Source organism: Bacteroides sp. 90-K9/2 (assembly GCF_047310725.1).
Classification (GTDB): Bacteria; Bacteroidota; Bacteroidia; order Bacteroidales; family Bacteroidaceae; genus Bacteroides; species Bacteroides vicugnae.
Map to the genome: position 1 here is coordinate 1,006,560 of NZ_JBCGVL010000001.1, position 26,112 is coordinate 1,032,671.

Genomic DNA, 26,112 nt, shown 5'->3' on the forward strand with positions numbered 1-26,112 from the left:
TCGTTAATACTTCTGCATCATTTAGAGAAAGAATACTGTCCTTTATATATATCAAGCAGAATCATTGCACAAATTTGATATACTATTCGATAAAACTATTAGCAACAAAGCTACTTTACCCCATATATTTGCATAGAGTTAATAACCAGCTCTCATATAAATTAAAATCTATCCAAACTAAAATTTATACTATGAATTTCAAAAACGGTTTCCGGATTAATATATTGCTAGTCTTTGTCTTTACAATCGTAGGATGTACTGATAATGATATCCCTCAAAAAGAGAACAATGACATTCCGTCAAAAGAGGAACCGACACCTCCGAAAGAGAATACTGAAGAATATTTATTTGAAATACTCAATCTTGATTATCCCGGATTGGAGGAGGTAAAATCTCTGTATGAAACCGATGACAGTGATGCTGCCCTGAAAAAGCTGCTCACCTATTACAAGAATAGAACAGAGATAATAAATCCAAACCTATCTACTACCCTTAATGAAACGGAACAAGGATATGCCGACTATGCAATAAACGAATATCGCTTTTATGTCAATGACAATTATCTGGAAGACAAAACCAGAAAGATCCCTTATTCATTGCAAAACAACGATAAAACAATTAACTGGGAATTTGCTCCCAAAGGAGCCGACAATGAATATCAAAAACAATTACATCGTCATAACTGGATGCCCCTTCAAGGGAAAGCTTACCAAAACTCTCACGATGAAAAATACATATATTCATGGAAAGAAGTATATACCGACTGGATTGCCAAGAACCCCAAACCTGATGGAAAACCGGACAAGTTCAAATGGTATCAACTTCAGGTATCCACACGTATCATGGGACAAACAGAATCATTCGAGCATTTCAAGTCCTCTCCCAACTTCACAACCGAATGGCTTTCTTTTTTCCTCATACACTTTGCAGAACACGCCGACTATTTGTCCATGTACAAATACACCGGAGAAAACAATATTCTACTAAGCCAAGCAGTAGCATTAGTCTTTGCAGGAACCTTATTCCCCGAACTAAAAAATGCCCCACAGTGGCAAAAAACAGGATGTAACATCATTAATGAGCAAACCACAAAATTGTTTTTAAGAGATGGGATGACGAATGATCTCTCACTCCACTATCACATAGGTATAGTGGACGGGCTATATGATTTAAAGAGATTAATCCAATTAAATAAGCTACCGGACAACCTGCTTTCTCCAGAACTCGACAACGTCTTGCTGAAAGCCACTAAAGTCGTCATGCACTTTACATATCCTAGCTACTTCATTAAAGGAAGTAAGGATTGCAGTCCTGCATTCAACGATTCGTGGATAAAAACACGCAGTGTACTGAACAAGAACTTCGTAAAATATGCCAAAATGTTCCCGGATGATTCAGAACTTGACTACATGAAAACATACGGAAAAGGAACTCCACCCGATACCAAAATCAAAACGTTCGAATACTCTGGATTCTATGTATTACGCAATGGCTGGACTCCCCAATCAACAATGTTGGTACACAGCAACAATGTATCTTCCAAATTAGAAGATTCAAGTCACAACCAACTCGACAATGGGACGTTCGAACTATATCACAATGGTCGCAACTTCTTTCCGGATTCCGGCGTTTGTTCATATATGAAAGAAAATGATACGGAAGTAATGGAATTACGCAGGTGGTTCCGTCAGACCAAAGCGCACAATACTATGGTTTTGGGACAATTGGAAGAGCATGAAGCCACCGGAACCGAAGACATCAACAAGGCACAAGGCAAACTATTATTATCAGAAGAAAACGATAACCAACAACTAATAATAACAGAAAATCAAGGATATAGTAACTTCAAACACCGCCGTGCCATCTTCTATGTGAAAAAGCCTGTCGAATTCTTCGCTTTTGTAGATGAAGGCTTTGGAGCAGCTACCGGATATTCCAAATTATATTTCCATCTTTGTGACGAGACATCAGTCAACAATGTCAATTTGGATATTCAAGAGATGGGTGCGCATACAACTTTTGAAGATAATAACAACTTGCTTATTCGCAGTTTTGGGAATCAAGACATTGTATTAAAACCTTTTGAGGGACGAATCTCATATCAGACAGATAGAAAATTCTCTGTCAGAAAAGCTTATTCATTAGTTATGGAGAAAAAGAAAAACACATCCGTACGTTATATTACCATATTATATCCGGTAACAACAGCTTTCAATCACAAGATTAACGCTAAATTCACAGATAATCCTTCAGATTCAGATAATGTTTCTATTGAAGTGACAATTGATAATGAAACATATAATCTAAATTACGAACTTAAGAATTAATATAAGAGATAGCACTATGAATATTCGACGTAAATACCTTAACTGTATCTTTCTATTTTTAATCTGTTCTTTCACTGTAGACGCCCATTCTACAACTCTTAAACAGGATATTAATTGGCCTGAATTCATGAGCCAGCAAGATATGGTATGGGAAAAGCTGCCAGAATACTGGTATGAATCAGCTTATCTAGGCAACGGCAAATTAGGATTAATGATCTACAAAGCACCCGGTGAAAACTACTTGCGTCTGGAAACCGGTAACTGTGATGTGCATGACCATCGTACAAAAAGAGATGTATTCGGGATCCCCCGACTACTTACCGGTTACTTTGCCCTGCATCCTAGAGGAGAAATAATCAGCGGTAAGATGCGCCTTGACCTTTGGAATGCCGAAGCATCAACAGATATTATCACCACCAAAGGGGTTATCCACCTACAAACCTTTGCCCATGCTGACAATATGATAATAGCAGTAAAAGCAACTACAGAAGGAGAAGAACATGACTTCAAATGGGAATGGGTAGCGGCTGAAGCCAATAGCCCCCGCTATCTACTTTTTAAAAGGCGGGGACAAATCAATAAAATTCCCAAAGACTATGAACTCAATCCTGCACCAACAATCACTCGAAAAGAAGATATCAACTTATCTGTTCAGAAGTTATTGGCAGGTGGTGAAACAACAGTAGGCTGGAAAGAGACTCAATCAACTAAAAAGGAACGTACCTTATGGATAAACCTTACACATACATATCCTCAAAATAATTCGAGTGAAATATGTAAAACTGAAATCCGGAAAGCTATAAGCGAAGGCTATCCATCCTTGCAAAAGACACATCGTAAATGGTGGAATTCCTTTTATCCAAGTAGCTTCATCACATTACCGGAAGCACAAAAAGAGAACTTTTATTGGATTCAAATGTACAAACTAGCTTCTGCTACCCGTAGCGACCGTGCTCTAATAGACAATACAGGTCCATGGCTGACGGAAACTCCCTGGCCAAATGCTTGGTGGAACCTCAATGTACAGCTCACATACTGGGCACTAAATGCTTCCGACCATTTAGATCTCGCAGCCTCTTTAGAAAATGCACTTTACAATCACATAGACCAGTTACGTCTCAACATTCATCCTAATTATCGTCATAATTCATTAGGCATAGGAGTCGCTTCCAATTTGGAATGTATGACTACAGAAGTAGGTATTCCCGGAAAAGGTAAAGCGCAAGTAGGCCTGCTCCCATGGGCCTGTCACAACCTATGGCTTATCTACCGTCATAAAATGGATGATGACATTCTACGGAATAAACTATTTCCTTTATTAAAAGAGTCAATCAACTACTACCTGCATTTTCTTAAAAAAGGAGAAGATGGGAAATTTCACCTTCCGGCAACTTATTCTCCTGAGTACGATAGTACGGAAGATTGTAATTTTGATCTTGCATTATTACGTTGGGGATGCCAAACTCTATTGGAATCAGCCCATCGTCTGAACATTCAAGATCCATTGGCTAATACATGGAAAGACGTCCTTTATAATCTAACTCCTTATCCTATGGATAAGAATGGATTACTTATTGGGAAAGATATGCCATATGCATTCTCTCATAGACATTATTCGCATCTACTCGCCATCTATCCGCTGTACCTTATCAATAAAGAACAGCCGGGCGGTATCGAAACGATTGAAAAATCACTCACTTTCTGGCAAAGCAAGCCCAAAGCTCTCTTAGGTTATTCATGTACAGGTGCATCTTCCATATCCTCTGCCATCGGAAAGGGAAATGACGCACTAACTTATTTAAACAAATTATTTGGCAAGTTTCTCAGTCCAACCACCATGTATAGGGAGAGCGGTCCTGTTATTGAAACGCCTCTTTCCGGTGCTCAAAGTATTCACGACATGCTACTACAAAGTTGGGGTGGAAAAATCCGCATTTTTCCAGCTATTCCTGATGCATGGAAAGACATCGCCTATTCCGGTCTGCGTACGGAAGGAGCGTTCAAAGTTTCTGCTAGCAGAAAACAGGGAAAAACACAATTCATCCATATCAAAAGTCTGGCTGGAGAACCTTGCATTATAACGACTGATATAGTTAACCCTATCTTTAAAGGAGAAAGAGACTTCACTGTACAATCACTCGAAAGCAATACTTATCGGATTGATTTAAAAAAAGGAGAAGAGGTCTACATTTCCCCTCAAGGAGAAAAGCCAGATTTTATTATTTCTCCGATTCCTCATACTTCCAAAAATCATTATGGATTAAAAATCATCCAATAGAACACCTAAAAATGTACAAAACCAACCTTGTAAACACTGGTAGATTAGATTACATTATGATACAAAAATAGCCTTCTATCAGTTCCACAACAGTTTTTTAGACAGAAATAACATATGATTCAACAAATTTAATATCAAAAAAATCATTTTTGAACAAAGTGTGAACAAGGTAGACTATAGTCTATAATTTAATAAGCTAATTTTGCAAACAGTAAAATATAACTTTTAATAATTAAAACCTAATAAAGTATGAAGAACATCTTCTTTATTTGTTTATGTGCGCTTTTCGCTTTTACAGGATGCGCAGACGATGACGACGATCTATTAACCGGAGGAAATGTAGATATAGATCTACTTCCCGATTCTAAGCCCAATGATGTTGTAAATACCAACGTATTCGACATTATCAACCTTAATTATCCCGGATTAGAAAAAGTGAAAGAATTCTATGAAACAGGGGAATATTATTACGCGGCCAATGCTTTATTGGAATACTACAGAACAAGAACTAATGTTACTAATCCCAATTTGTCCTTAATTAATGTAACAATCTCAGAAGCAGATCAAACAAAAGCGGATTATGCATTGGAGGACTATCGCTTTCATGTAAACAATTTCTATGAAGATCAAGAAACATTGAAACCATATTCTTTAAAGAAAGATGGAACGATTAATTGGACATTTTCTCCAGAAGGTGCCTCTGACGAGTATCAGAAACAACTACATCGCCATCAATGGTTTATTCCACAGGCTAAAGCCTATCGAATTAGCGGAAATGAAAAATACATTCAATCATGGATTGAGGTATATAATAATTGGATAGACCAAAATCCTAAACCGGAAAGCGGTACAAACACAACGTCTTGGTGGCAATTACAAGTAGCAACCCGTATCAATGATCAAGTACAATTATTGGAATACTTCAAAAACTCTATTAATTTCACACCAGAATGGCTTACTACTTTTTTAGTAGAGTTTGCAGAGCAAGCTGACTTTCTTGTTGATTATCCTTATGAATCAGGAGGTAATATTCTGATATCACAAGCTAATGCACTGGCAACTGCCGGAACATTAATGCCGGAATTCAAAAATGCTGAAAAATGGATGGAAACTGGTTACCAAATACTTAGTGAAGAAGTACAAAATCAGATAATGAGTGATGGATGGCATAAAGAAATGTCTCTTCATTATCATATAAGTATTGTAGCAGATTTCTATGAGGCTATGAAATTAGCAGAGGCAAACCAACTTTCCAGTAAATTGCCTAGTAATTTTACAGAACCACTTCGCAAAGCAGCTGAAGTAGTAATGCATTTCACTTATCCCAACTATTTTAGCAAAGGTTCTGATAATGTAGTACCCATGTTTAATGATTCATGGAGTCGGACACGTAATGTACTTAAAAATACAAATTTCAAACAATATGTAGAAATGTTCCCTAACAGTGAGGAACTTAAATACATGCAAACTGCAGGTAACGGTGGTACTCCCCAAGGACATACTCCAAATAACGATATGAAATTATTTGACCAAGCAGGATATTACGTATTACGCAACGGCTGGACGTATGGCTCTACTGTCATGATTTTAAGTAATAATAAAAGTAATGACGCCTCCAACTCTATCAGTGCATACAGCCATAATCAACCTGACAATGGAACATTTGAACTTTATCACAATGGGCGTAATTTCTTCCCCGATTCAGGAGTATGTACCTATTACAGTACTGGTGGCGACAACACACTACGTTATTGGTTTCGCGGTATTGACAAGCATAATACATTATCATTAGGGAAGCAAAACATAAAAAAGGCCGAAGGCAAACTTTTAAAATCTGAAGAAGGTGCAACAGAACTTGTTGTATTTGAGAATCAAGGATATGACAACTTAAAACACCGTCGTGCTGTATTTTATGTAAATAAAGAATTTTTCGTACTGGTAGACGAAGGCATTGGGAGTGCTGAAGGTACTGTAAATCTAAGCTTTAATCTTTGTGAAGGTAGTAGTACCGAAGTAGTTATGGACAAAGAAGAAAACGGTGTTCATACAGCATTTAGCAATGACAATAATATCATTGTACGTACTTTTGCCAATAAGGAGATAACCTGTTCACCTTTTACAGGACGCATAGCATATCTTGTTGACGGTAACTATAATGACCGGCAATCATATACTATAGATATGAATAAAGAATCTAATGAAACAGCGCGTTATATCACAGTTATCATACCAGTTAAAAAAAGCACTGATATAAATAACATATCTGCTCATTTCACAGATAACGGATATAGTGAAAATAGCGTATCTATAGAAGTAAATGTAGGAGGAACTATATACCCATTATCATATACCTTATAAACTAATAACTCTTAAAATATGAGATCTAAATTACTAAACATTACTTCAAGATTACTAGGAACACTCATAGTAATCATATTGACAGTAGTCAATAGTTCTTGTACTGATACGGAAACCACTGACTCTACGAAGTTTACTATTTACTACACAGGTATGACTGATATCGGCCCTTCCATGACAGGAATTATCAGTAGTCCGACTTACAAAGGTAGTACTCCATACGATTTTAGTATTACCAAAATAACACTCGATGGAGAAGCCTTTTCTGGCAATATCTTTACCATTGATTCAGAAACAGGAAAAATCACATTAAATAGTACAGGCAATACTCCAGTAGGCTTGTACAAGTTATCTATCTCTTGCTATTCTAATGGTAGCAGATACGAATATGCAGATATTGTAGAAATCAATATGATGAAACCTGTGCCAGATGGCATCAAAGCCATTCCTGAAAAACTTCAGGTAGAATATGCAGATATTATTGATACTGAAAGCAGTCAAGAATTACCGACCTCACAAATAACAACGGAAGGTAATCATATTTCCATTACAAACTACACAATTGCTTCCGTTGTATGGAATGAAACTATAATAGAAGACCCAGACACTTATTTTACAGTTTCGGAAACCGGCGAAATATCAATTATCAAAGGTAACCAGAATATCCAACCTGGCAAATACATCTTATCATTCAAGTTAACAACAGCAGCGACTGGAGAAGATCCTGAAATGGGTATTTTTGAAAATGCATTGGAAATTAATGTCACTTCCAGACCTCTGTCTCTAACATATACTCCCAATGAAGGTAAAATAGAAGAAGAGGGAGAGCTTAGTCCGGAAACAACTTTCCAGAGCAACCCACCAGTACTGAAAGGTTCTACAGAAGGGTTGACTTACAGCATCAGCTCAATAAGCCCAAGTACAGACAAAATTACTATAGATCCAACAACTGGAGTATTGTCTGTGGCTGCGCATCATGGTTTCAAAGATGGAGAAAAATACGAAATCAGTGTCAAAGTTATAAACGAATACTCTACAGAAGGGGTCGTATTTGAAAATGTACTCACATTAAATGCAGTCGAATTTATAGAGCCGATAGCCAATTTCGGATATACTAATGTAGAAGAAGTTCAAGCTGTAGAAATTGATATTCAGAAGAATGACAACTTCAAAGGTGATGAAGTGAAATATGAGTTCATAGACCTCGCAACTGAACTTCAAGGACAATTAAATCTTGATCTGGATGGCAACATCACTATTAAAAAAGGTAATACTATTCCTGTCGGACAGTATACCGTTCAAGTGATGGCAACAAATACCAAAGGTTCAGAAACTGCGACATTTACATTGAAGATTATAGAAAATCCGAATTATTTCACCTTCTTCCGTTATGGAAACAATCTAAACTTACAGCCAATAGAGAACTACGCTGATCAATTTAGAATTGCAGCTGGTGCTAAACTCAACACAGTCAAACCTACGCCAGTTTCAACAGATGCATCGGGTGGATTGGAATCGTTAAAATGGGAGGTTGAATTGAAGCATAATCCCAACAATACAAAAGCAACTATCGATGCTACTACCGGACAAATTACTATCACAGGTTTAAAAGCCGGACAATGTGGTATGGTTATGGTTACAGCTACAGCAGGAGAAGGAAAAACTGCAGTTTCTGTAAGTCAACCCGTATTCTTCCACTTCTCTACTTTATCAGATAATAATGTACAATTAGAATACACTCCATTTGTCTTCCAAGTTAATCCGATGAAAGGTGGTGTATCTGAAGCTCCAAGCTTAGGAACCGATATAGACAAATCAACATTCAGATTAGACTATAGACGTGATTTCTTCTACTATAACATAGCAGGTCCCGATTCACATATAAGTGGTCAATTAGCACAAGGAGTCAACAATTTCTTATCTACATTATGGAATTCATATAGTATAGATGCAGGTACATCCAGAAAACCTGTCTCATATTTTGATAATATAACAGATTTGAGTAAACCTCTAGGATACATAGATCAGACCGACTTTAAGGTACATATTAATCCTAATATGTGGCGCACAAAAGATGGCAATGCTAATGGAGCAATGATTGGTCAAATGACTTACAGCGTCAAAGGAGAAGATCCTCAAGGAGCTGCTAGTGGAGCAAGAGTTTCTCCTATGTTTATCTGGTTTGATACTAAATTCTAATAAATACATGCAAAAATACTCGTTATGTACAATATAAATTTTATAAAATCAATTAGCACAAGAGGGTGGTTCACCCTCTTGACACTGATCCTAACGATCAGCCTATATGCCCAGAATGCCACTTTAAAAGGTGTTATTGTAGACGAAACAGATACTCCTCTCATCGGAGCTACTGTACAAGTAAAAGGAACTTCAACTGGAAGTATAACTGACTTTGATGGTAATTATACAATTAAAGCCAATAAAGGTGCTGTTATTACATTCTCATATATTGGATACAAAACACAGGAAATTAAATTTACCGGGCAACCTACCGTCAACATTAAAATGGTTCCTGACAACCAAACTCTAGATGAAGTAGTTGTAGTTGGCTATGGCACAATGAAACGCAGTGACTTAACAGGTTCCGTAGCTTCTATAGCAGCCAAAGATGTAGAAGGATTTAAAACCAGTTCAGTGGCAGGCGCATTAGGAGGACAAATCGCAGGTGTACAAATCACATCAACAGATGGTACTCCAGGTGCTGGTTTCAGTATTAATATCCGTGGTGTCGGAACTCTGACGGGAGATTCCTCTCCACTTTATATTGTCGATGGTTTTGAAGTAGATGATATTGACTATCTGTCTAATTCTGACATTGAGTCTATTGAGATTCTGAAAGACGCATCTTCTTCAGCTATTTATGGTGCACGTGCAGCAAATGGAGTCGTATTGATCAGCACTAAATCTGGAAAAATAGGGAAACCTATTATTAACTATAATGGTTCAGCTAGTTATCGTAAAATATCAAAGAAATTAGATGTCCTATCTCCATATGAATTCGTTAAATTACAAGGAGAAGTAAACTCTAAATACTCCGACAGTTATTTTAAAACAGGAAATGATGATGACGGAAACCCTTATCGTTATCAATCCCTGGATGACTATATTGGTGTAAGCGGTGTAAACTGGCAAGATGAAACATTCAATCCGACGTGGTCACAAGATCATAGTTTATCAATTATGGGAGGTACGGAAGATACTAAATATAATGCATCATTCTCACGCTATATTGAAAATGGTATTTTCAAAAATAGTGGTTTTAATAAAACAACAGGTAAATTCCGTCTTGATCAGAAATTAAGTAAAAGCCTTTCCTTCAATTTTACTGTTAACTATGCATTGACAAACCGTGAAGGTGTAGGTACATCCGGTGATTCCGGACGCTTCAATATGCTTGCACAAATATTAAGTGCCCGTCCCACGGGTGGACTAAAACTGACAGACGAAGAACTCCTAGCTTCAGCTATTGACCCTGAAATGCTCGAATCAGGTGAAAGTTTAGCCCAAGTAAACCCAGTTAAACAAACCGAGTCGGTAACAAATAATAAACGTGCAGAAATGTGGTCCGGAAACGCTTCGGCAACATGGCAGATCATTAAAGGACTGACATTCAAGACTTCAGGGACCTACAATACAACCAACAATCGTACAGATATATTCTACAAAGATGGTTCAAAAGAAGCATACCGTAATGGTCAAAAACCTTATGGACGCACACAAATGGGTCGTGACGTACGATGGACAAACTCCAACAACCTTACTTGGAAACAGAAGGTAAAAAAGCACAACTATGACATTATGTTAGGTCATGAAGTTTCTTTTAAAAGCACAGAATATTTACTAGGTGAAGCAATGGATTTCCCTTTTGACAATTTAGGCAACGACTATCTGGGACTGGGAGCTACTCCGAGTAGAGTTGAAAGTAGTTACAGCGAGAAAACGCTTCTATCATTCTTTGCACGTGGAAACTACAACTATGATAATCGGTATTTATTTACAGCTACAGTACGTGCCGATGGATCAACTGTATTCTCTAATAAAAATAAGTGGGGATTCTTCCCCTCATTTTCAGCCGCATGGCGTGTTTCGGAAGAAGCTTTCATGAAAGATGTTGAATGGGTATCTAATTTTAAAGTCCGTCTAGGTTGGGGTATCGTAGGAAATGACCGTATTTCCAATTATCTTTCCATGGATTTATATGAAGCAAACAAATATGGAATTGGCAACAACACTGTTACTGTCCTAACTCCCAAACAATTGAAAAATGCTAATTTAAAATGGGAAGGCGCAAGCAGTGTTAACTTAGGAGTCGATTTAGGATTCTTTGACAACAGATTAAATGTTACAGCTGATTTCTTTATCAAAGATACAAAAGATCTATTATTAGCACAGTCATTAGCACATGTTACTGGATTCGATTCACAAATGCAGAATATTGGTAAGATCCAGAATAAAGGAATTGAGCTAAGTCTTAACTCTACTAATATTCAGACACGTAACTTTACTTGGCAGACCAACTTCAACATCTCATTTATCAAAAACACGTTGAAGGGATTAGCTTCAGGAGTAGAGTCAATGTATGCACGTTCTGGATTCGACAGCAACTTTACTGCATATGACTATATTGCAACAGTCGGACAGTCACTTGGTCTTATTTACGGATATGAATTTGACGGTATTTATCAAAGTTCTGATTTTTACACAACTCCTGACAATCAGTTGATTCTGAAAGAAGGAATCACAAATAATGCACGATATGGTAGTGTTAAGCCGGGTGTTGTGAAATATAAAGATCAGGATGGCGATGGCATTATTACTACTAATGACCGTACCGTTATTGGTAATGCTATGCCCAAATGGTATGGTGGTATTACAAATACATTTAATTACAAAGGTATAGACTTCAGTTTCATGTTCCAGTTCAATTATGGAAATGACATATATAATGCTACCCGTTTGTATGCTACACAATCCAGAAGTGGTCGTAGAAATATGTTGGCTGAAGTTGCCGATCGTTGGAGTCCGACAAATGCATCAAATAAAGTTCCTTCACAGGATGGATATATTGTTAATGATGTATATTCCCGCTTTATAGAAGATGGCTCATTCCTACGTTTAAAAAATATAACTTTAGGATATACACTGCCACACAAATGGACTCGTAAGTTTCATGCATCTAAGCTTCGCATATATGCAACAGGTCAGAATTTATTCTGCATAAGCGGATACAGCGGTTATGACCCGGAAGTTAATAGTGCAAGCAGCAACCCTATGACTCCAGGACTAGACTGGGGTGCCTACCCGAAGAGTAGAGTATTTACATTTGGTATTGATCTTCAATTCTAATCCACAAAAAATATAATATGAAAAAGATAATATACTATATAGCCATATCAGTAATGTGTTTACTTCCTTTTTCTTGTTCATTGGAGGAAGAAACCAGAACTGAAGTAGAGAAGAAAAATTATATGAACAATGCGGATGAAGCAAAGGATGTATTACTTGGCGTATACCGTACAACCATTGTAGATGCCATGTATGGTTATCATTTATCCATACTATTCAATTTAGGAACAGACATTTCACAGGTAGAAGGAAGTGGCAATGAAAACTTTCGTATAATTCCTACGAACTCATTTCCCACAACACAATCAGAAGTACAGCAAACATGGGCTGCACTCTATACAGGTATCTACAGGGCTAATGATTTTTTAGAACGTATTTCTAACAAAATAGAATCGTATACTAACACTGATAAGAAACTGGCAACCATATACATTGCAGAGGCCAGGGCATTAAGAGCTATGTTTTATTTTGAGTTAGTAAGACGATTTGGGAATGTAGTTTTGATGACCAGTACAGAAATGTCTAATCAAGATCCGGCAACATATGTACAATCAGCCCCAGAAAAAGTCTATGAGTACATTGAAGATGATTTGTTATATGCATCTGATATATTACCATATGCAATCGATGACCAATATCGTGAAAGTAATGAATACCGTTTTTCAAAAGGAGCTGCATTAGGATTACTTACTAAAGTCTATGCTACTTGGGCAGGAGATCCAGTGAAAGATACATCCAAATGGGAGGCTGCGGCCAAAACTGCACGTATCCTAATTGAATCTGGAAAACATGGACTACTAACAGATTATGAGCAATTATGGAAAAATACTTGTAATGGGGTTTGGGATCCTACTGAAAGCTTAATTGAAATTTCGTTTTACTCACCAACCGTATCTGGTAATAGTGATCCAGTAGGGCGTATCGGTAAATGGAATGGGGTAAAAACTACTGCAATTGCTGGTGTTCGTGGAAGTTGTGCTGCTAACGTAAAGGTAGTTCATACATTTGTACTTGACTGGAGAGAGAATACAGCTGATATTCGTCGTGATTTGTCCGTAGCCAACTACCAATATACTGACACAAAGAAAACTCTTTGGGCAGCTAGTGCTAGTGACACGGAAGAAAGTGCAGCTGCAAAAGATGCAGATCCGACAAAAGCACAAAAAAATAAACAGAATTATACCCCAGCCAAATGGGATATTCAGAAATATGTAACGACCAACAGTTTCATTAATAATGATAAATCAAATGTAAATTGGTACTTCTTACGGTATGCTGATGTATTGTTGTTATATGCTGAAGCATTGAATGAATGGAAACATGGTCCTACAACCGATGCATACAATGCTATTAATGCAGTACGTCGTCGTGGTTATGGTAACCCGGGTAATACAAGTACATGTGATTTAACAGAAGGGCTTGATGAAAAAGGATTCCGTGAAGCAGTTCGTAAAGAACGTAGTTATGAATTATCATTCGAAGGTCATCGACGTATGGACTTAGTTCGTTGGGGTATTTATTATAATACCATACAAGAGACTGCGAAAGAATTAGGTTATTGGTGGGAAAGTGCTGGCTCTCCTAATTATTCTGTGGCAACATATACAGTTAATGGTAAACATGAGTTATTCCCTATTCCACAACGAGATATGGATTTATGTATTTTATTCAATCAAAATCCTAAGTGGTAATTTAAATAAAGTATTCTCCAATATGCCTTGGTTGGGGCATATTGGAGATATTTAAAACCTTTTTCAACAAAATCGAAACTTGAAAAGCTCTATTTAAATGCCTTTTCGACAATCCTGTAATAAAAAATCAGGCTTTTCGCATACTTTTGCATCAGTACAAAACTTCTAAAAACAATCACTTAAAATGAATAACATGAAAAAGAAACTTGTTCTCTTTGCTTCGGTTAGTATTGCACTCGCGTCGTGCCAGACAACCCCAAAGGAAGACTACAGTTGGATAAAAAAAGGACTGGATGTAGCTTCTGCCCAATTACAACTTTCCGCTGAAGAGGTTAGTGGTACAGGGATGTTGCCACGTTCCATCCGTACCGGCTATGACATGAATTTCCTTTGCCGCCAGTTGGAAAGAGATTCATTAACATTTAAGGATTCACTACGCGCACAACCCACTGCTGACCAGCTAGGCAAACGTCGCCTCTGCAACGTTTATGACTGGACGAGTGGTTTCTTCCCCGGTTCATTATGGTATGCATACGAACTAACAGAAAACAATACACTGAAAACTCAAGCAATCGAATATACAAATCTTCTGAATCCGGTGCGTTATTATAAAGGTACACATGATTTGGGATTTATGGTCAACTGTAGTTACGGCAATGCAGAACGTCTTTCACCTAACGATACAATCGCTGCAGTGATGAAAGAAACTGCCGATAACCTCTGTGGTCGTTTCAACGATTCCATCGGCGCTATTCGCTCATGGGATTTCGGAACATGGAACTTCCCGGTTATTATCGACAATATGATGAACCTTGATCTTCTGTTCAATGTAGCAAAAGCAACAGGTGACAATAGATATAAAGACATCGCTATCAAGCATGCCATGACTACAATGCATAATCACTTCCGCCCGGATTATACTTGCTGGCATGTAGTAAGCTATAACAACGACGGAACAGTGGAAAACAAACAAACTTTCCAAGGCAAAAACGATGACTCTTCATGGGCACGGGGACAGGCATGGGCTATATACGGATATACCGCTTGCTACCGCGAAACGAATGACAGCATATTCCTGAACTTTGCAAAGGACATAGCTGATATGATTATGAACCGCGTAAAAACGGATGATGCTATTCCTTACTGGGATTATGATGCTCCTGTAACCAAAGAAACTCCACGTGATGTATCGGCCGCTTCTGTTACTGCTTCTGCAATGATCGAACTAAGTACGATGGTTCCCGACGGACAGAAATATCTGGATTATGCAGAAAAGATTCTGAAAAGTTTGTCAAGTGATGCATATCTCGCAAAAGTGGGTGACAATCAAGGATTCATTTTGATGCATTCCGTAGGTTCACTGCCGAATGGTTCTGAAATAGACACTCCACTGAACTATGCTGACTACTATTATCTGGAAGCATTGAAGAGATTCATGGATCTGAAAGGTATCAACTATAAAGATATCTAATACATTAAATTATAACACCTATTATATCATGAATAAAACTTTAAAGTACATCGTTCTGCTTGCAATCGCATGTTTCGTAAGCAAGGGTTACGCCCAAGAACTGAAAAGCGAAGTCTTTTCTCTCCTTAACCTGGACTATCCGGGACTGGAGAAAGTAAAAACTTTGCATCAGGAGGGTAAAGATGAGGATGCTGCCAAAGCATTACTGGACTATTACCGTGCACGTACCAACGTAAAAACTCCGGATATCAATCTGAACAAAGTGACTATCAGCAAAGAAGAACAGCAATGGGCGGATGACGGATTGAAACATACATTCTTCGTACATAAAGGTTATCAACCTTCTTACAATTATGGAGAAGATATCAACTGGCAATACTGGCCGGTGAAAGATAATGAGCTCCGCTGGCAGTTGCACCGTCACAAATGGTTCACTCCGATGGGTAAGGCTTACCGTATATCCGGTGATGAAAAATATGCTAAAGAATGGGCACACCAGTATATCGATTGGATTAAAAAAAATCCGTTAGTGAAGATGGACAAGAAAGAATATGAGCTGGTAAGTGATGGAAAAATCAAAGGCGAAGTAGAAAACGTACGTTTTGCATGGCGTCCCCTGGAAGTGAGTAATCGTCTGCAAGACCAGACTTCACAGTTCCAGTTATTCCTTCCCTCACCTTCTTTCACTCCGGACTTCCTGACAGAATTCCTGGTGAACTATTACAAACATGCTGTACATATCCTTGCTAATTACTCGGATCAAGGCAACCATTTACTGTTTGAAGCTCAACGCATGATTTATGCAGGTGCCTTTTTCCCTGAATTCAAAGATGCTCCGGCTTGGAGAAAAAGTGGTATCGACATTCTGAACCGTGAAATTCACGTACAAGTATACGAAGATGGCGGACAGTTCGAACTTGACCCACATTATCATCTGGCAGCTATTAACATTTTCTGTAAAGCCTTAGGTATCGCAGATGCTAACGGATTCCGTAAGGAATTCCCCCAAGATTATTTGGATACCATTGAAAACATGATTATGTTCTATGCAAACATTTCTTTCCCTGATTACACTAATCCATGTTTCAGCGACGCCAAGTTGACAACAAAGAAAGAAATGGTGAAAAACTACAAGTCATGGAGTAAACTGTTCCCGAAGAACCAGACAATCAAATACTTTGCTACAGAAGGAAAAGAAGGTGCATTGCCGGATTATATGTCTAAAGGTTTCCTGAAATCAGGCTTTTTTGTATTCCGTAATTCATGGGGAATGGATGCTACCCAAATGGTAGTAAAGGCAGGTCCGAAAGCTTTCTGGCACTGTCAGCCGGACAACGGAACATTTGAACTTTGGTTCAACGGTAAGAATTTGTTCCCGGATTCAGGTTCGTATGTATACGCCGGTGAAGGCGAAGTAATGGAACAACGCAACTGGCACCGTCAGACTTGTGTTCACAACACAGTAACCCTGGATAATAAGAATCTCGATACAACAGAATCTGTTACTAAGTTGTGGCAACCGGAAGGTGCTATCCAGACTTTAGTAACTGAAAATCCGAGTTATAAGAATTTGAAACACCGCCGTTCTGTTTTCTTCGTTAATAACACTTACTTTGTCATTGTAGATGAAATGGTAGGTAGCGGTAAAGGTTCTATCAATCTTCACTATCAGATGCCGAAAGGAGAAATTGCCAACAGCCGCGAAGACATGACATTCCTGACACAGTTTGAGGATGGAAGCAACATGAAACTGCAATGCTTCGGCCCTGCCGGCATGAGTATGAAGAAAGAACCGGGATGGTGTTCAACAGCTTATCGCAAACGCTACAAACGTATGAATGTATCATTCAACGTAAGAAAAGACGGTGAAGAAGCTGTACGTTACATCACTGTTATCTACCCGGTTAAGAAAAGCGCAGATGCCCCTAAATTTGACGCTAAATTCAAGAACAAAGCGTTCGATGAAAACGGTCTGGAAGTAGAAGTGAAAGTAAACGGAAAGAAACAGTCATTAAAATACAAACTATAAAAAACCTCAAAGTCTCTCCCTGCCCCTTTTCTTGGGAGAGGCTTCTTCATCATTATGGAAAACTATTACACCTCCTCTACCCTACTCCTCCCATTGGCAGCATTAAACCTCGTTTCTTGCAACAGCCAAAAGAAAGAAGAAGTCAGACAACCGAACATTATCTTCATGATGACGGATGATCACACCACTCAAGCGATGTCCTGTTATGGAGGAAATCTAATCCAAACTCCTAATATGGACCGGATTGCCAACGAAGGTATTCGCTTTGATAATTGTTACGCTGTCAATGCTCTTTCAGGACCTTCACGCGCTTGCATCCTCACCGGCAAGTTCAGTCACGAGAATGGTTTTACCGATAATGCAAGTACATTCAACGGCGATCAGCAGACATTCCCCAAACTTCTTCAGCAAGCCGGATACCAGACTGCCATGATCGGCAAATGGCATCTCATCAGCGAACCGCAAGGTTTCGACCATTGGAGTATCCTTAGCGGCCAACATGAGCAAGGTGACTATTACAATCCTGATTTCTGGGAGGACGGAAAACATATCATAGAAAAAGGATACGCTACGGATATTATTACCGACAAAGCAATTAAATTCCTCGAAGGACGTGACAAGAACAAGCCTTTCTGCATGATGTATCACCAGAAAGCCCCACACCGTAACTGGATGCCTGCTCCCCGTCATTTGGGTATATTCAACAATACCACTTTCCCGGAACCGGCTAATCTGTTCGACGACTACGAAGGTCGTGGAAGAGCTGCTCGTGAGCAGGATATGTCTATCGAACACACGTTGACAAACGACTGGGATCTCAAATTGATAACTCGTGAAGAGATGCTGAAAGATACAACCAACCGTCTTTATAGTGTATATAAACGTATGCCTATTGAAGTTCAGGATAAATGGGATTCTGTATACGCCGGGCGCATTGCCGAATACCGCAAAGGTGACTTGAAAGGCAAATCTTTAATCAGCTGGAAATATCAACAATATATGCGCGATTATCTGGCTACGGTTCTGGCAGTAGACGAAAATATCGGCCGACTATTGAATTATCTCGAAAAGATTGGTGAACTGGACAATACAATCATTGTATACACCTCCGACCAAGGTTTCTTCCTTGGCGAACATGGCTGGTTTGACAAACGCTTCATGTATGAAGAATGTCAGCGTATGCCTCTTATCATCCGTTACCCGAAAGCAATCAAAGCAGGAAGTACCAGTAATGCAATCAGTATGAATGTAGACTTTGCTCCTACCTTCCTAGACTTTGCCGGAGTAGATATTCCGTCAGATATTCAAGGAGCTTCTTTGAAACCGATATTGGTCAACGAAGGAAAAACCCCGGCCGACTGGCGTAAAGCAGCTTATTACCACTACTACGAATATCCTGCAGAACACTCTGTAAAACGTCACTATGGTATCCGTACACAAGATTTCAAGTTGATTCATTTCTACAATGATATTGACGAATGGGAAATGTATGACATGAAAGCTGATCCGAGAGAGATGAACAACGTCTTCGGCAAACCGGAGTATGCTAAAGTACAAGAAGAGCTGATAGAGCTGCTTCAGGATACTCAAAAACAGTACAAAGATACTGACCCCGATGAAAAGGAAAAAGTCCTCTTTAAAGGTGATCGTCGGCAAATGCAAAACCGCTAAGAAGAGGACATATCAATAAGAATTAATATGCTTCATAATTAGTTTACATAATAAATTTAGGCACGGATTACACGGATGAACGCTGTTGTTTTACCTCATCATCATTCTAAAAACCGTGAAATCCGTGTAATCCGTGCCTCATAACCGAATAAATTAGATAAAACCATGGATAGAAGAAAGTTTTTAAAAAACACAGGCTGGTCTTTCCTCGGATTGGCAGCTTCAGGCAGTTTACTGGGTTCTTGCGCAGCTGGAAGCAAAGAAGCAAAAAAAATTATGCCGTCAGCCAGTAACCTCAAAATGTACTGGGGCGACTTACACAACCATTGCAACATCACATATGGACACGGCGACATGCGCGACGCTTTTGAAGCTGCAAAAGCACAATTGGATTTTGTCAGTGTCACTCCTCATGCTATGTGGCCGGATATTCCCGGAGCAGATGATCCCCGCCTGAAATGGGTAATCGATTACCACACGGGAGCTTTCAAACGTTTGCGTGAAGGCGGTTATGAGAAGTACGTAAAAATGACGAATGAATACAATAAAGAAGGTGAATTCCTTACTTTTGTCGGATACGAAGCCCACAGCATGGAACATGGTGACCATGTTGCATTGAATTATGATCTTGACGCACCGCTTGTGGAATGTACTTCTATCGAAGACTGGAAACAGAAGGCAAAAGGCCACAAAGTATTTATCACTCCGCATCACATGGGTTATCAGGGTGGCTATCGTGGTTACAACTGGAAATGCTTTACCGAAGGAGATATTACCCCATTCGTAGAAATGTATTCCCGCCACGGTCTGGCAGAAAGCGACCAGGGAGATTATCCTTATCTACACGACATGGGTCCGCGCCAATGGGAAGGAACCATTCAATATGGTCTTGAATTAGGTAACAAATTCGGTATTATGGCTTCTACCGACCAACATTCCGGTTATCCGGGAAGCTATGGCGACGGTCGTATCGGTGTCATGGCTCCGTCATTGACTCGTGACGCTATTTGGGAAGCTCTCCGCACCCGCCACGTATGTGCCGCAACCGGTGATAAAATTATTATTGACTTCCGCCTCAACGACGCTTTCATGGGTGACGTAGTTCGCGGTAACAGCCGCCGTATCTATCTGAACGTCACAGGTGAAAGCTGTATCGACTACGTGGATATTGTCAAGAATGGACAGATTTTAGCTCGCATGAACGGCCCTCTGACTCCGATTGCTCCGGAAGGTGATACGGTACGTTGCAAAGTTAAAGTTGATTTTGGTTGGAATCGTGAAGAGAAATACGTACATTGGCAGGGCAAACTGTCAGTAGACAAAGGACAGATCCATAGTGTAACTCCTTGTTTCCGTGGCGCAGCGTTCACTTCTCCGCAAGAAGGTGAAACTGAATTCCACACGCATGTCAACCGTATTGTATCCGTTGGCGACAAGGAAACGGAATTGGATATGTACAGCAGCAAGAATCCGAATACAACTACAGCAGCCATGCAAGCCGTCATTCTGGATGTGGAAATGCCCAAAGACGGCAAGATCATTGCCGAATTCAATGGCAAGAAGTTTGAACATACATTGGGCGAATTGCTCGAAGGTTCACGCTCACACTTCATGATCGGTTGGTTGAGCGAGGCAATCCTCTTCAATCGTGCTATGCCGGAAAGCTGCTTCACTTTGGAACACTACATGGAAGATAAAGAGCCGCAGCGTGATACGGATTACTACTATGTACGCGTTCGCCAACGTGACGGACAATGGGCTTGGAGTTCACCGATTTGGGCAGAGAGAGTGTGATTTTTTTAAGTATTAAGTATTATGTATTAAGTATTACTTGGTGATATGGAAAAAGAATACGCTATAGGAATTGACCTTGGCGGAACTTCTGTAAAATACGCCCTAATTGATAATGAAGGCGTATTTTACTTTCAAGGGAAGTTACCGTCGAAAGCCGATGTATCAGCAGAAGCTGTCATCGGACAGTTGGTTACTGCTATCAATGAGGTAAAAGCTTTTGCACAAGAACAAGGCTACAAAATCAATGGTATAGGAATTGGTACACCAGGCATCGTAGATTCTACAAACCGTATTGTTCTAGGAGGTGCGGAAAACATCAACGGTTGGGAAAACATACATCTGGCAGACCGTATTGAAAAGGAAACCGGACTCCCGGCTTTATTGGGAAATGATGCTAATCTGATGGGATTAGGAGAAACAATGTATGGAGCCGGACAGGGAGCCACTCATGTTGTTTTCCTAACAGTAGGAACAGGCATTGGCGGTGCAGTAGTCATTGATGGCAAATTGTTCAACGGTTATGCCAACCGGGGGACAGAACTGGGGCACGTGCCTCTCATTGCCAATGGCGAACCTTGTGCCTGTGGTTCCGTCGGCTGTCTGGAACATTACGCTTCCACTTCTGCCTTGGTACGCCGTTTCAGTCAACGGATAATAGACGCAGGTATCTCCTACCCGGATGAAGAGATTAATGGAGAACTGATCGTCCGCCTTTACAAACAAGGAGATAAGATTGCACAACTATCGCTGGAAGAACACTGCGATTTTCTGGGACACGGAATTGCAGGGTTTATCAATATCTTCAGCCCTCAAAAGATTGTGATCGGTGGAGGACTTTCCGAAGCCGGAGACTTTTATATTCAAAAAGTAAGTGAAAAAGCCCGCAGTTACGCTATCCCCGACTGCGCCGTGAATACTCAAATCATAGCTGCCGCTCTTGGAAACAAGGCCGGAAGTATTGGAGCTGCTTCACTCTTTTTCAAATGAAAACAAAAATAAATGATAGTTGATAGTTGATAAATGATAGTTAGTAAATGAAAGTTATTCCAACATACAAATACTCAATCATCATTAATTATCAACTTCCATCTATCAGTTATCATTTATCAACTATCAACTATTTAAGATTATGAGAAAAAATTTAGGAATGCTGGCGCTGATTATGGCGTTCTGGTTTACCATCTCGTTTATCACCAATATTCTAGGTCCACTCATTCCGGATATTATCCACAACTTCAATCTAAGCGACCTGGCAATGGCGGGATTTATCCCGACTTCTTTCTTCCTGGCCTATGCCATCATGTCTATCCCTGCCGGATTGCTCATTGACCGTTTCGGTGAAAAGCCGGTATTATTCGGTGGGTTTCTGATGCCGTTCATCGGTACCATCTTGTTTGCCTGCATGCACACGTATCCAATGTTATTAGCTTCTTCTTTCATCATCGGGTTAGGAATGGCCATGTTACAAACGGTATTGAATCCACTCCAACGTACCGTAGGAGGAGAAGAAAACTATGCATTTATCGCTGAATTGGCGCAATTTATGTTTGGCATTGCTTCTTTCCTAAGTCCTCTGGTATATACTTATCTGATTCGCGAACTTAATCCGGCGACATATACAGCAGGTAAGGGTTTCTTTATCGACTTGTTGGCCGATGTCACTCCACGGGAAATGCCGTGGGTATCTCTTTATTGGGTATTTACAATCCTGCTATTGGTCATGCTGATTGCTGTCGGTGTATCCCGTTTTCCCAAAATCGAGTTGAAAGAAGACGAGAAAAGCGGATCTAAAGATTCATATCTGGCTTTATTCAAACAGAAATATGTATGGCTGTTTTTCCTGGGAATCTTCTGCTATGTAAGCACGGAACAAGGAACTTCAATCTTTATGAGTACCTTCCTGGAACAATACCATGGAGTTAACCCGCAAACAGACGGTGCACAAGCCGTGAGCTATTTTTGGGGATTGATGACAGCCGGTTGTCTGGTAGGCATGATCCTACTCAAGTTGATTGACAGCAAACGATTGTTACAGATTTCCGGAATTCTGACGATCATTCTATTATTATCAGCATTGTTCGGAAGTAAAGAAGTATCTATGCTTGCTTTCCCAGCTGTTGGCTTCAGTATCTCCATGATGTATTCCATCGTATTCTCATTAGCACTGAACTCTGCGTCACAGCACCACGGTTCATTCGCAGGTATACTATGCTCAGCAATTGTAGGTGGTGCCGGTGGTCCGATGATTGTAAGTACGCTGGCAGATGCAACATCACTTCGCACGGGTATGCTCTTTATCCTTGTTTTCGTAGGATATATCACCTTTATTGGTTTCTGGGCACGTCCACTGATTAATAACAAGACTATTCGTCTGAAAGATTTGTTCAAACAACGCTGAACAACAAAGCGATGAATAATAAAAGCAAAGTTATATGATGAAACAACGAATATCTATTTTCCTCTTGTTCACCCTTTTGCTATTCGCCAACGGGTATGCACAAAAAGGAATCATGCATCTGACTCAACAGACCTTGATGCATGAAGTCCGCGAAACGCCTTCGCCCCTGGACGGACAGCATATTACCGTCAATCCTCCGCGTTTTATGTGGCCGGATAAGTTCCCGCACCTCGGTGCCGTATTGGACGGAGTTGAAGAAGAGGACTACAAACCGGAAGTAACCTACCGCATCCGTATCGCACGCGACCCCGAATTCAAATCGGAAGTGATTACCGCCGAAAGAAAATGGGCCTTTTTCAACCCATTCAAACTCTTTGAAAAAGGGAAATGGTATTGGCAACATGCCTACGTTGACAAAGAAGGAAAAGAAGAATGGTCACCTGTTTATCATTTTTATATAGACGAACACATACGTACATTCAGTCCTCCTTCTCTACAGGAAGTATTAGCCAAATTACCCCAAACCCATCCCCGCATCTTGCTTGATACCGAAGATTGGGATAATATCATCGAACGGAATAAAAACAATCCGGAGGCACAGGCTTATATCCGAAAAGCCGATAAATGCCTGAACCACCCGCTGAAACATCTGGAAGAAGAAATTGATACAACCCAGGTTGTCAAGCTGACAAACATTGTTCAATATCGTTCTGCCCTGATTCGGGAAAGTCGTAAGATTGTAGACCGTGAAGAAGCAAATATCGAAGCCATGGTACGCGCTTACCTGCTAACGAAAGACGAGGTATACTACAAAGAAGGTATAAAGCGGCTTTCCGAAATTCTTTCCTGGAAAAACAGTAAATACTTTGCCGGAGATTTCAATCGTTCTACTATTCTGTCCATGAGTACTTCAGCGTATGATGCATGGTACAATCTGTTGACTCCGAATGAGAGAAAACTACTCCTAAGAACGATTCGTGACAATGGAAAGAAGTTCTATCATGAATATGTCAATCACTTGGAAAACCGCATTGCTGATAATCATGTCTGGCAAATGACTTTCCGTATCTTGAATATGGCGGCATTTGCTACGTATGGTGAGCTACCGATGGCTTCCACCTGGGTGGATTATTGCTACAATGAATGGGTATCCCGTCTTCCGGGCCTCAACGCTGACGGAGGATGGCACAATGGTGATTCCTATTTCCAGGTCAATCTTCGCACATTGATTGAAGTTCCCGCTTTCTACTCCCGTATCAGCGGATTCGATTTCTTCGCTGATACGTGGTATAACAACAATGCATTTTACGTCATCTACCAGCAACCTCCATTCTCAAAATCTGCCGGACAAGGCAATTCACACGAGAGCAAGATGAAGCCGAACGGTACACGAGTAGGTTATGCGGATGCCTTGGCACGTGAATGTAATAATCCGTGGGCGGCCGCTTATGTACGTACTATTCTGCAAAAAGAACCGGATATTATGGAAAAGACTTTCCTCGGAAAATCCGGAGATTTGACCTGGTATCGTTGTACAACCAAGAAAACTCTCCCCAAAGAAGGACATACTCTTGCCGAGCTACCCATGGCGAAAGTATTCAATGAAACAGGAATCGGTACGATGAATACTTCTTTGGGAGATATAGACAGGAATGCCATGTTATCGTTCCGCTCCAGTTCTTATGGTTCCACTTCCCATGCACTAGCCAATCAGAATGCTTTCAATACATTCTATGGGGGTAAAGCCATTTTTTACAGCAGCGGACATCGTACAGGTTTTACGGACGATCATTGTATGTATTCTTACCGTAACACCCGTGCACACAACAGTATTTTGGTAAATGGAATGACTCAAAAGATTGGAACAGAAGGATATGGCTGGATTCCGCGTTGGTATGAAGGAGAAAAAATCGCTTATATGGTAGGAGATGCTTCCAATGCTTATGGCAAAGTGACTTCTCCCCTATGGCTGAAACGTGGCGAACTATCCGGTACGCAATATACGCCTGAAAAAGGATGGGATGAGAATAAATTGGATATGTTCCGCCGTCATATCATCCAATTGGGAACTACCGGAATTTTCGTGATTTATGATGAGCTGGAAGGAAAAGAAGCCGTAACATGGAGTTACCTTTTACATACTGTAGAATTACCGATGGAAATACTGGAACTGACTAATGAAGTGAAAGTAACCGGAAGAAATAAAGCCGGTGGTATCTCTGTTGCTCATCTTTTCAGTTCGGCAAAAACGGAACAGGCAATGGTAGATACTTTCTTCTGTGCTCCGACCAACTGGAAAAATGTAACGAATGCACAAGGAAAAGCGGTGAAATATCCTAATCACTGGCATTTCTCTTCTACAACAGTTCCTTGCAAAACCGCCCGTTTCTTAACGGTTATGGATATACATGGAAATAATCGCCCGGATATGCAGTTAGTTCGCAAAGGCAATACCATTCAAGTAGGTGACTGGACTATCACTTGCAACCTTACGGAAAAAGGAAAAGCCGCTATTCACGTTAGTAATAAAGTGGAAAAAGTTTCCTTAAACTATGATGCAGGTAAAAAGGAAGGTGCGACGACTGTTATTGACCAAGTAAAAGGGAAACAAGTTAGTAAAGTGCTGACAGACTATTTGCCTGATTTTGAAATTTAATCAATGCTCTTTATATCAAAATCAGCCCCTTCTTTTTTGATTATCAAAAGAAGAAGGGACTGGTTTTATAGT

Annotated in this window: 13 protein-coding genes; all 13 read left to right on the forward strand. The window is 39.9% G+C overall.

What is annotated here, in order from left to right:
• Positions 1-191 precede the first annotated feature (191 nt).
• The 13 genes from hepC (AAHJ11_RS03925) to AAHJ11_RS03985 all read left to right on the forward strand — a co-directional run bounded on the left by hepC (AAHJ11_RS03925) (position 192) and on the right by AAHJ11_RS03985 (position 26,040).
• Entirely contained in the window at positions 192-2,327 is a 2,136-nt protein-coding gene (gene hepC / locus AAHJ11_RS03925) for a heparin-sulfate lyase HepC (protein WP_148364561.1), read from the forward strand.
• Between the two features lie 16 nt (positions 2,328-2,343).
• Positions 2,344-4,605, forward strand: coding sequence for a glycosyl hydrolase family 95 catalytic domain-containing protein (locus AAHJ11_RS03930; protein ID WP_148364560.1), 2,262 nt, complete (start codon positions 2,344-2,346; stop codon positions 4,603-4,605).
• A 249-nt stretch (positions 4,606-4,854) separates the two neighbouring features.
• The gene (hepC, locus tag AAHJ11_RS03935; RefSeq protein WP_148364559.1) at positions 4,855-6,963 is read left to right on the forward strand and encodes a heparin-sulfate lyase HepC; all 2,109 of its coding nucleotides are present in this window, start codon (positions 4,855-4,857) and stop codon (positions 6,961-6,963) included.
• 18 nt (positions 6,964-6,981) lie between these two features.
• Entirely contained in the window at positions 6,982-9,162 is a 2,181-nt protein-coding gene (locus AAHJ11_RS03940; protein ID WP_148364558.1) for a surface glycan-binding family protein, read from the forward strand.
• Positions 9,163-9,186: 24 nt separating this feature from the next.
• Positions 9,187-12,330, forward strand: a complete 3,144-nt coding sequence (locus tag AAHJ11_RS03945) for a SusC/RagA family TonB-linked outer membrane protein (RefSeq protein WP_148364557.1) — start codon at positions 9,187-9,189, stop codon at positions 12,328-12,330.
• A 17-nt stretch (positions 12,331-12,347) separates the two neighbouring features.
• Positions 12,348-14,021 carry a RagB/SusD family nutrient uptake outer membrane protein gene (locus AAHJ11_RS03950; RefSeq protein ID WP_148364556.1) on the forward strand — a complete coding sequence of 558 codons (1,674 nt, stop codon included), beginning with the start codon at positions 12,348-12,350 and terminating at the stop codon, positions 14,019-14,021.
• 184 nt (positions 14,022-14,205) lie between these two features.
• On the forward strand, positions 14,206-15,492 hold the full coding sequence (locus tag AAHJ11_RS03955; protein WP_148364555.1) for a DUF4995 domain-containing protein: 1,287 nt from the start codon (positions 14,206-14,208) through the stop codon (positions 15,490-15,492).
• A gap of 28 nt (positions 15,493-15,520) precedes the next feature.
• Positions 15,521-17,521, forward strand: a complete 2,001-nt coding sequence (hepC, locus tag AAHJ11_RS03960; RefSeq protein ID WP_148364554.1) for a heparin-sulfate lyase HepC — start codon at positions 15,521-15,523, stop codon at positions 17,519-17,521.
• 54 nt (positions 17,522-17,575) lie between these two features.
• A complete protein-coding gene (locus AAHJ11_RS03965; protein WP_320979145.1) occupies positions 17,576-19,192 on the forward strand; it encodes a sulfatase in 1,617 nt (538 codons plus the stop codon).
• Between the two features lie 165 nt (positions 19,193-19,357).
• Entirely contained in the window at positions 19,358-20,986 is a 1,629-nt protein-coding gene (locus AAHJ11_RS03970) for a Tat pathway signal sequence (protein WP_167511734.1), read from the forward strand.
• 45 nt (positions 20,987-21,031) lie between these two features.
• On the forward strand, positions 21,032-21,973 hold the full coding sequence (locus AAHJ11_RS03975; RefSeq protein WP_099146281.1) for an ROK family protein: 942 nt from the start codon (positions 21,032-21,034) through the stop codon (positions 21,971-21,973).
• Between the two features lie 142 nt (positions 21,974-22,115).
• Positions 22,116-23,384 (forward strand): sugar MFS transporter, encoded by a 1,269-nt coding sequence (locus AAHJ11_RS03980; RefSeq protein ID WP_167511733.1) that lies wholly within the window; start codon positions 22,116-22,118, stop codon positions 23,382-23,384.
• A 34-nt stretch (positions 23,385-23,418) separates the two neighbouring features.
• Positions 23,419-26,040, forward strand: a complete 2,622-nt coding sequence (locus AAHJ11_RS03985; RefSeq protein ID WP_167511732.1) for a DUF4962 domain-containing protein — start codon at positions 23,419-23,421, stop codon at positions 26,038-26,040.
• Positions 26,041-26,112: the final 72 nt, after the last annotated feature.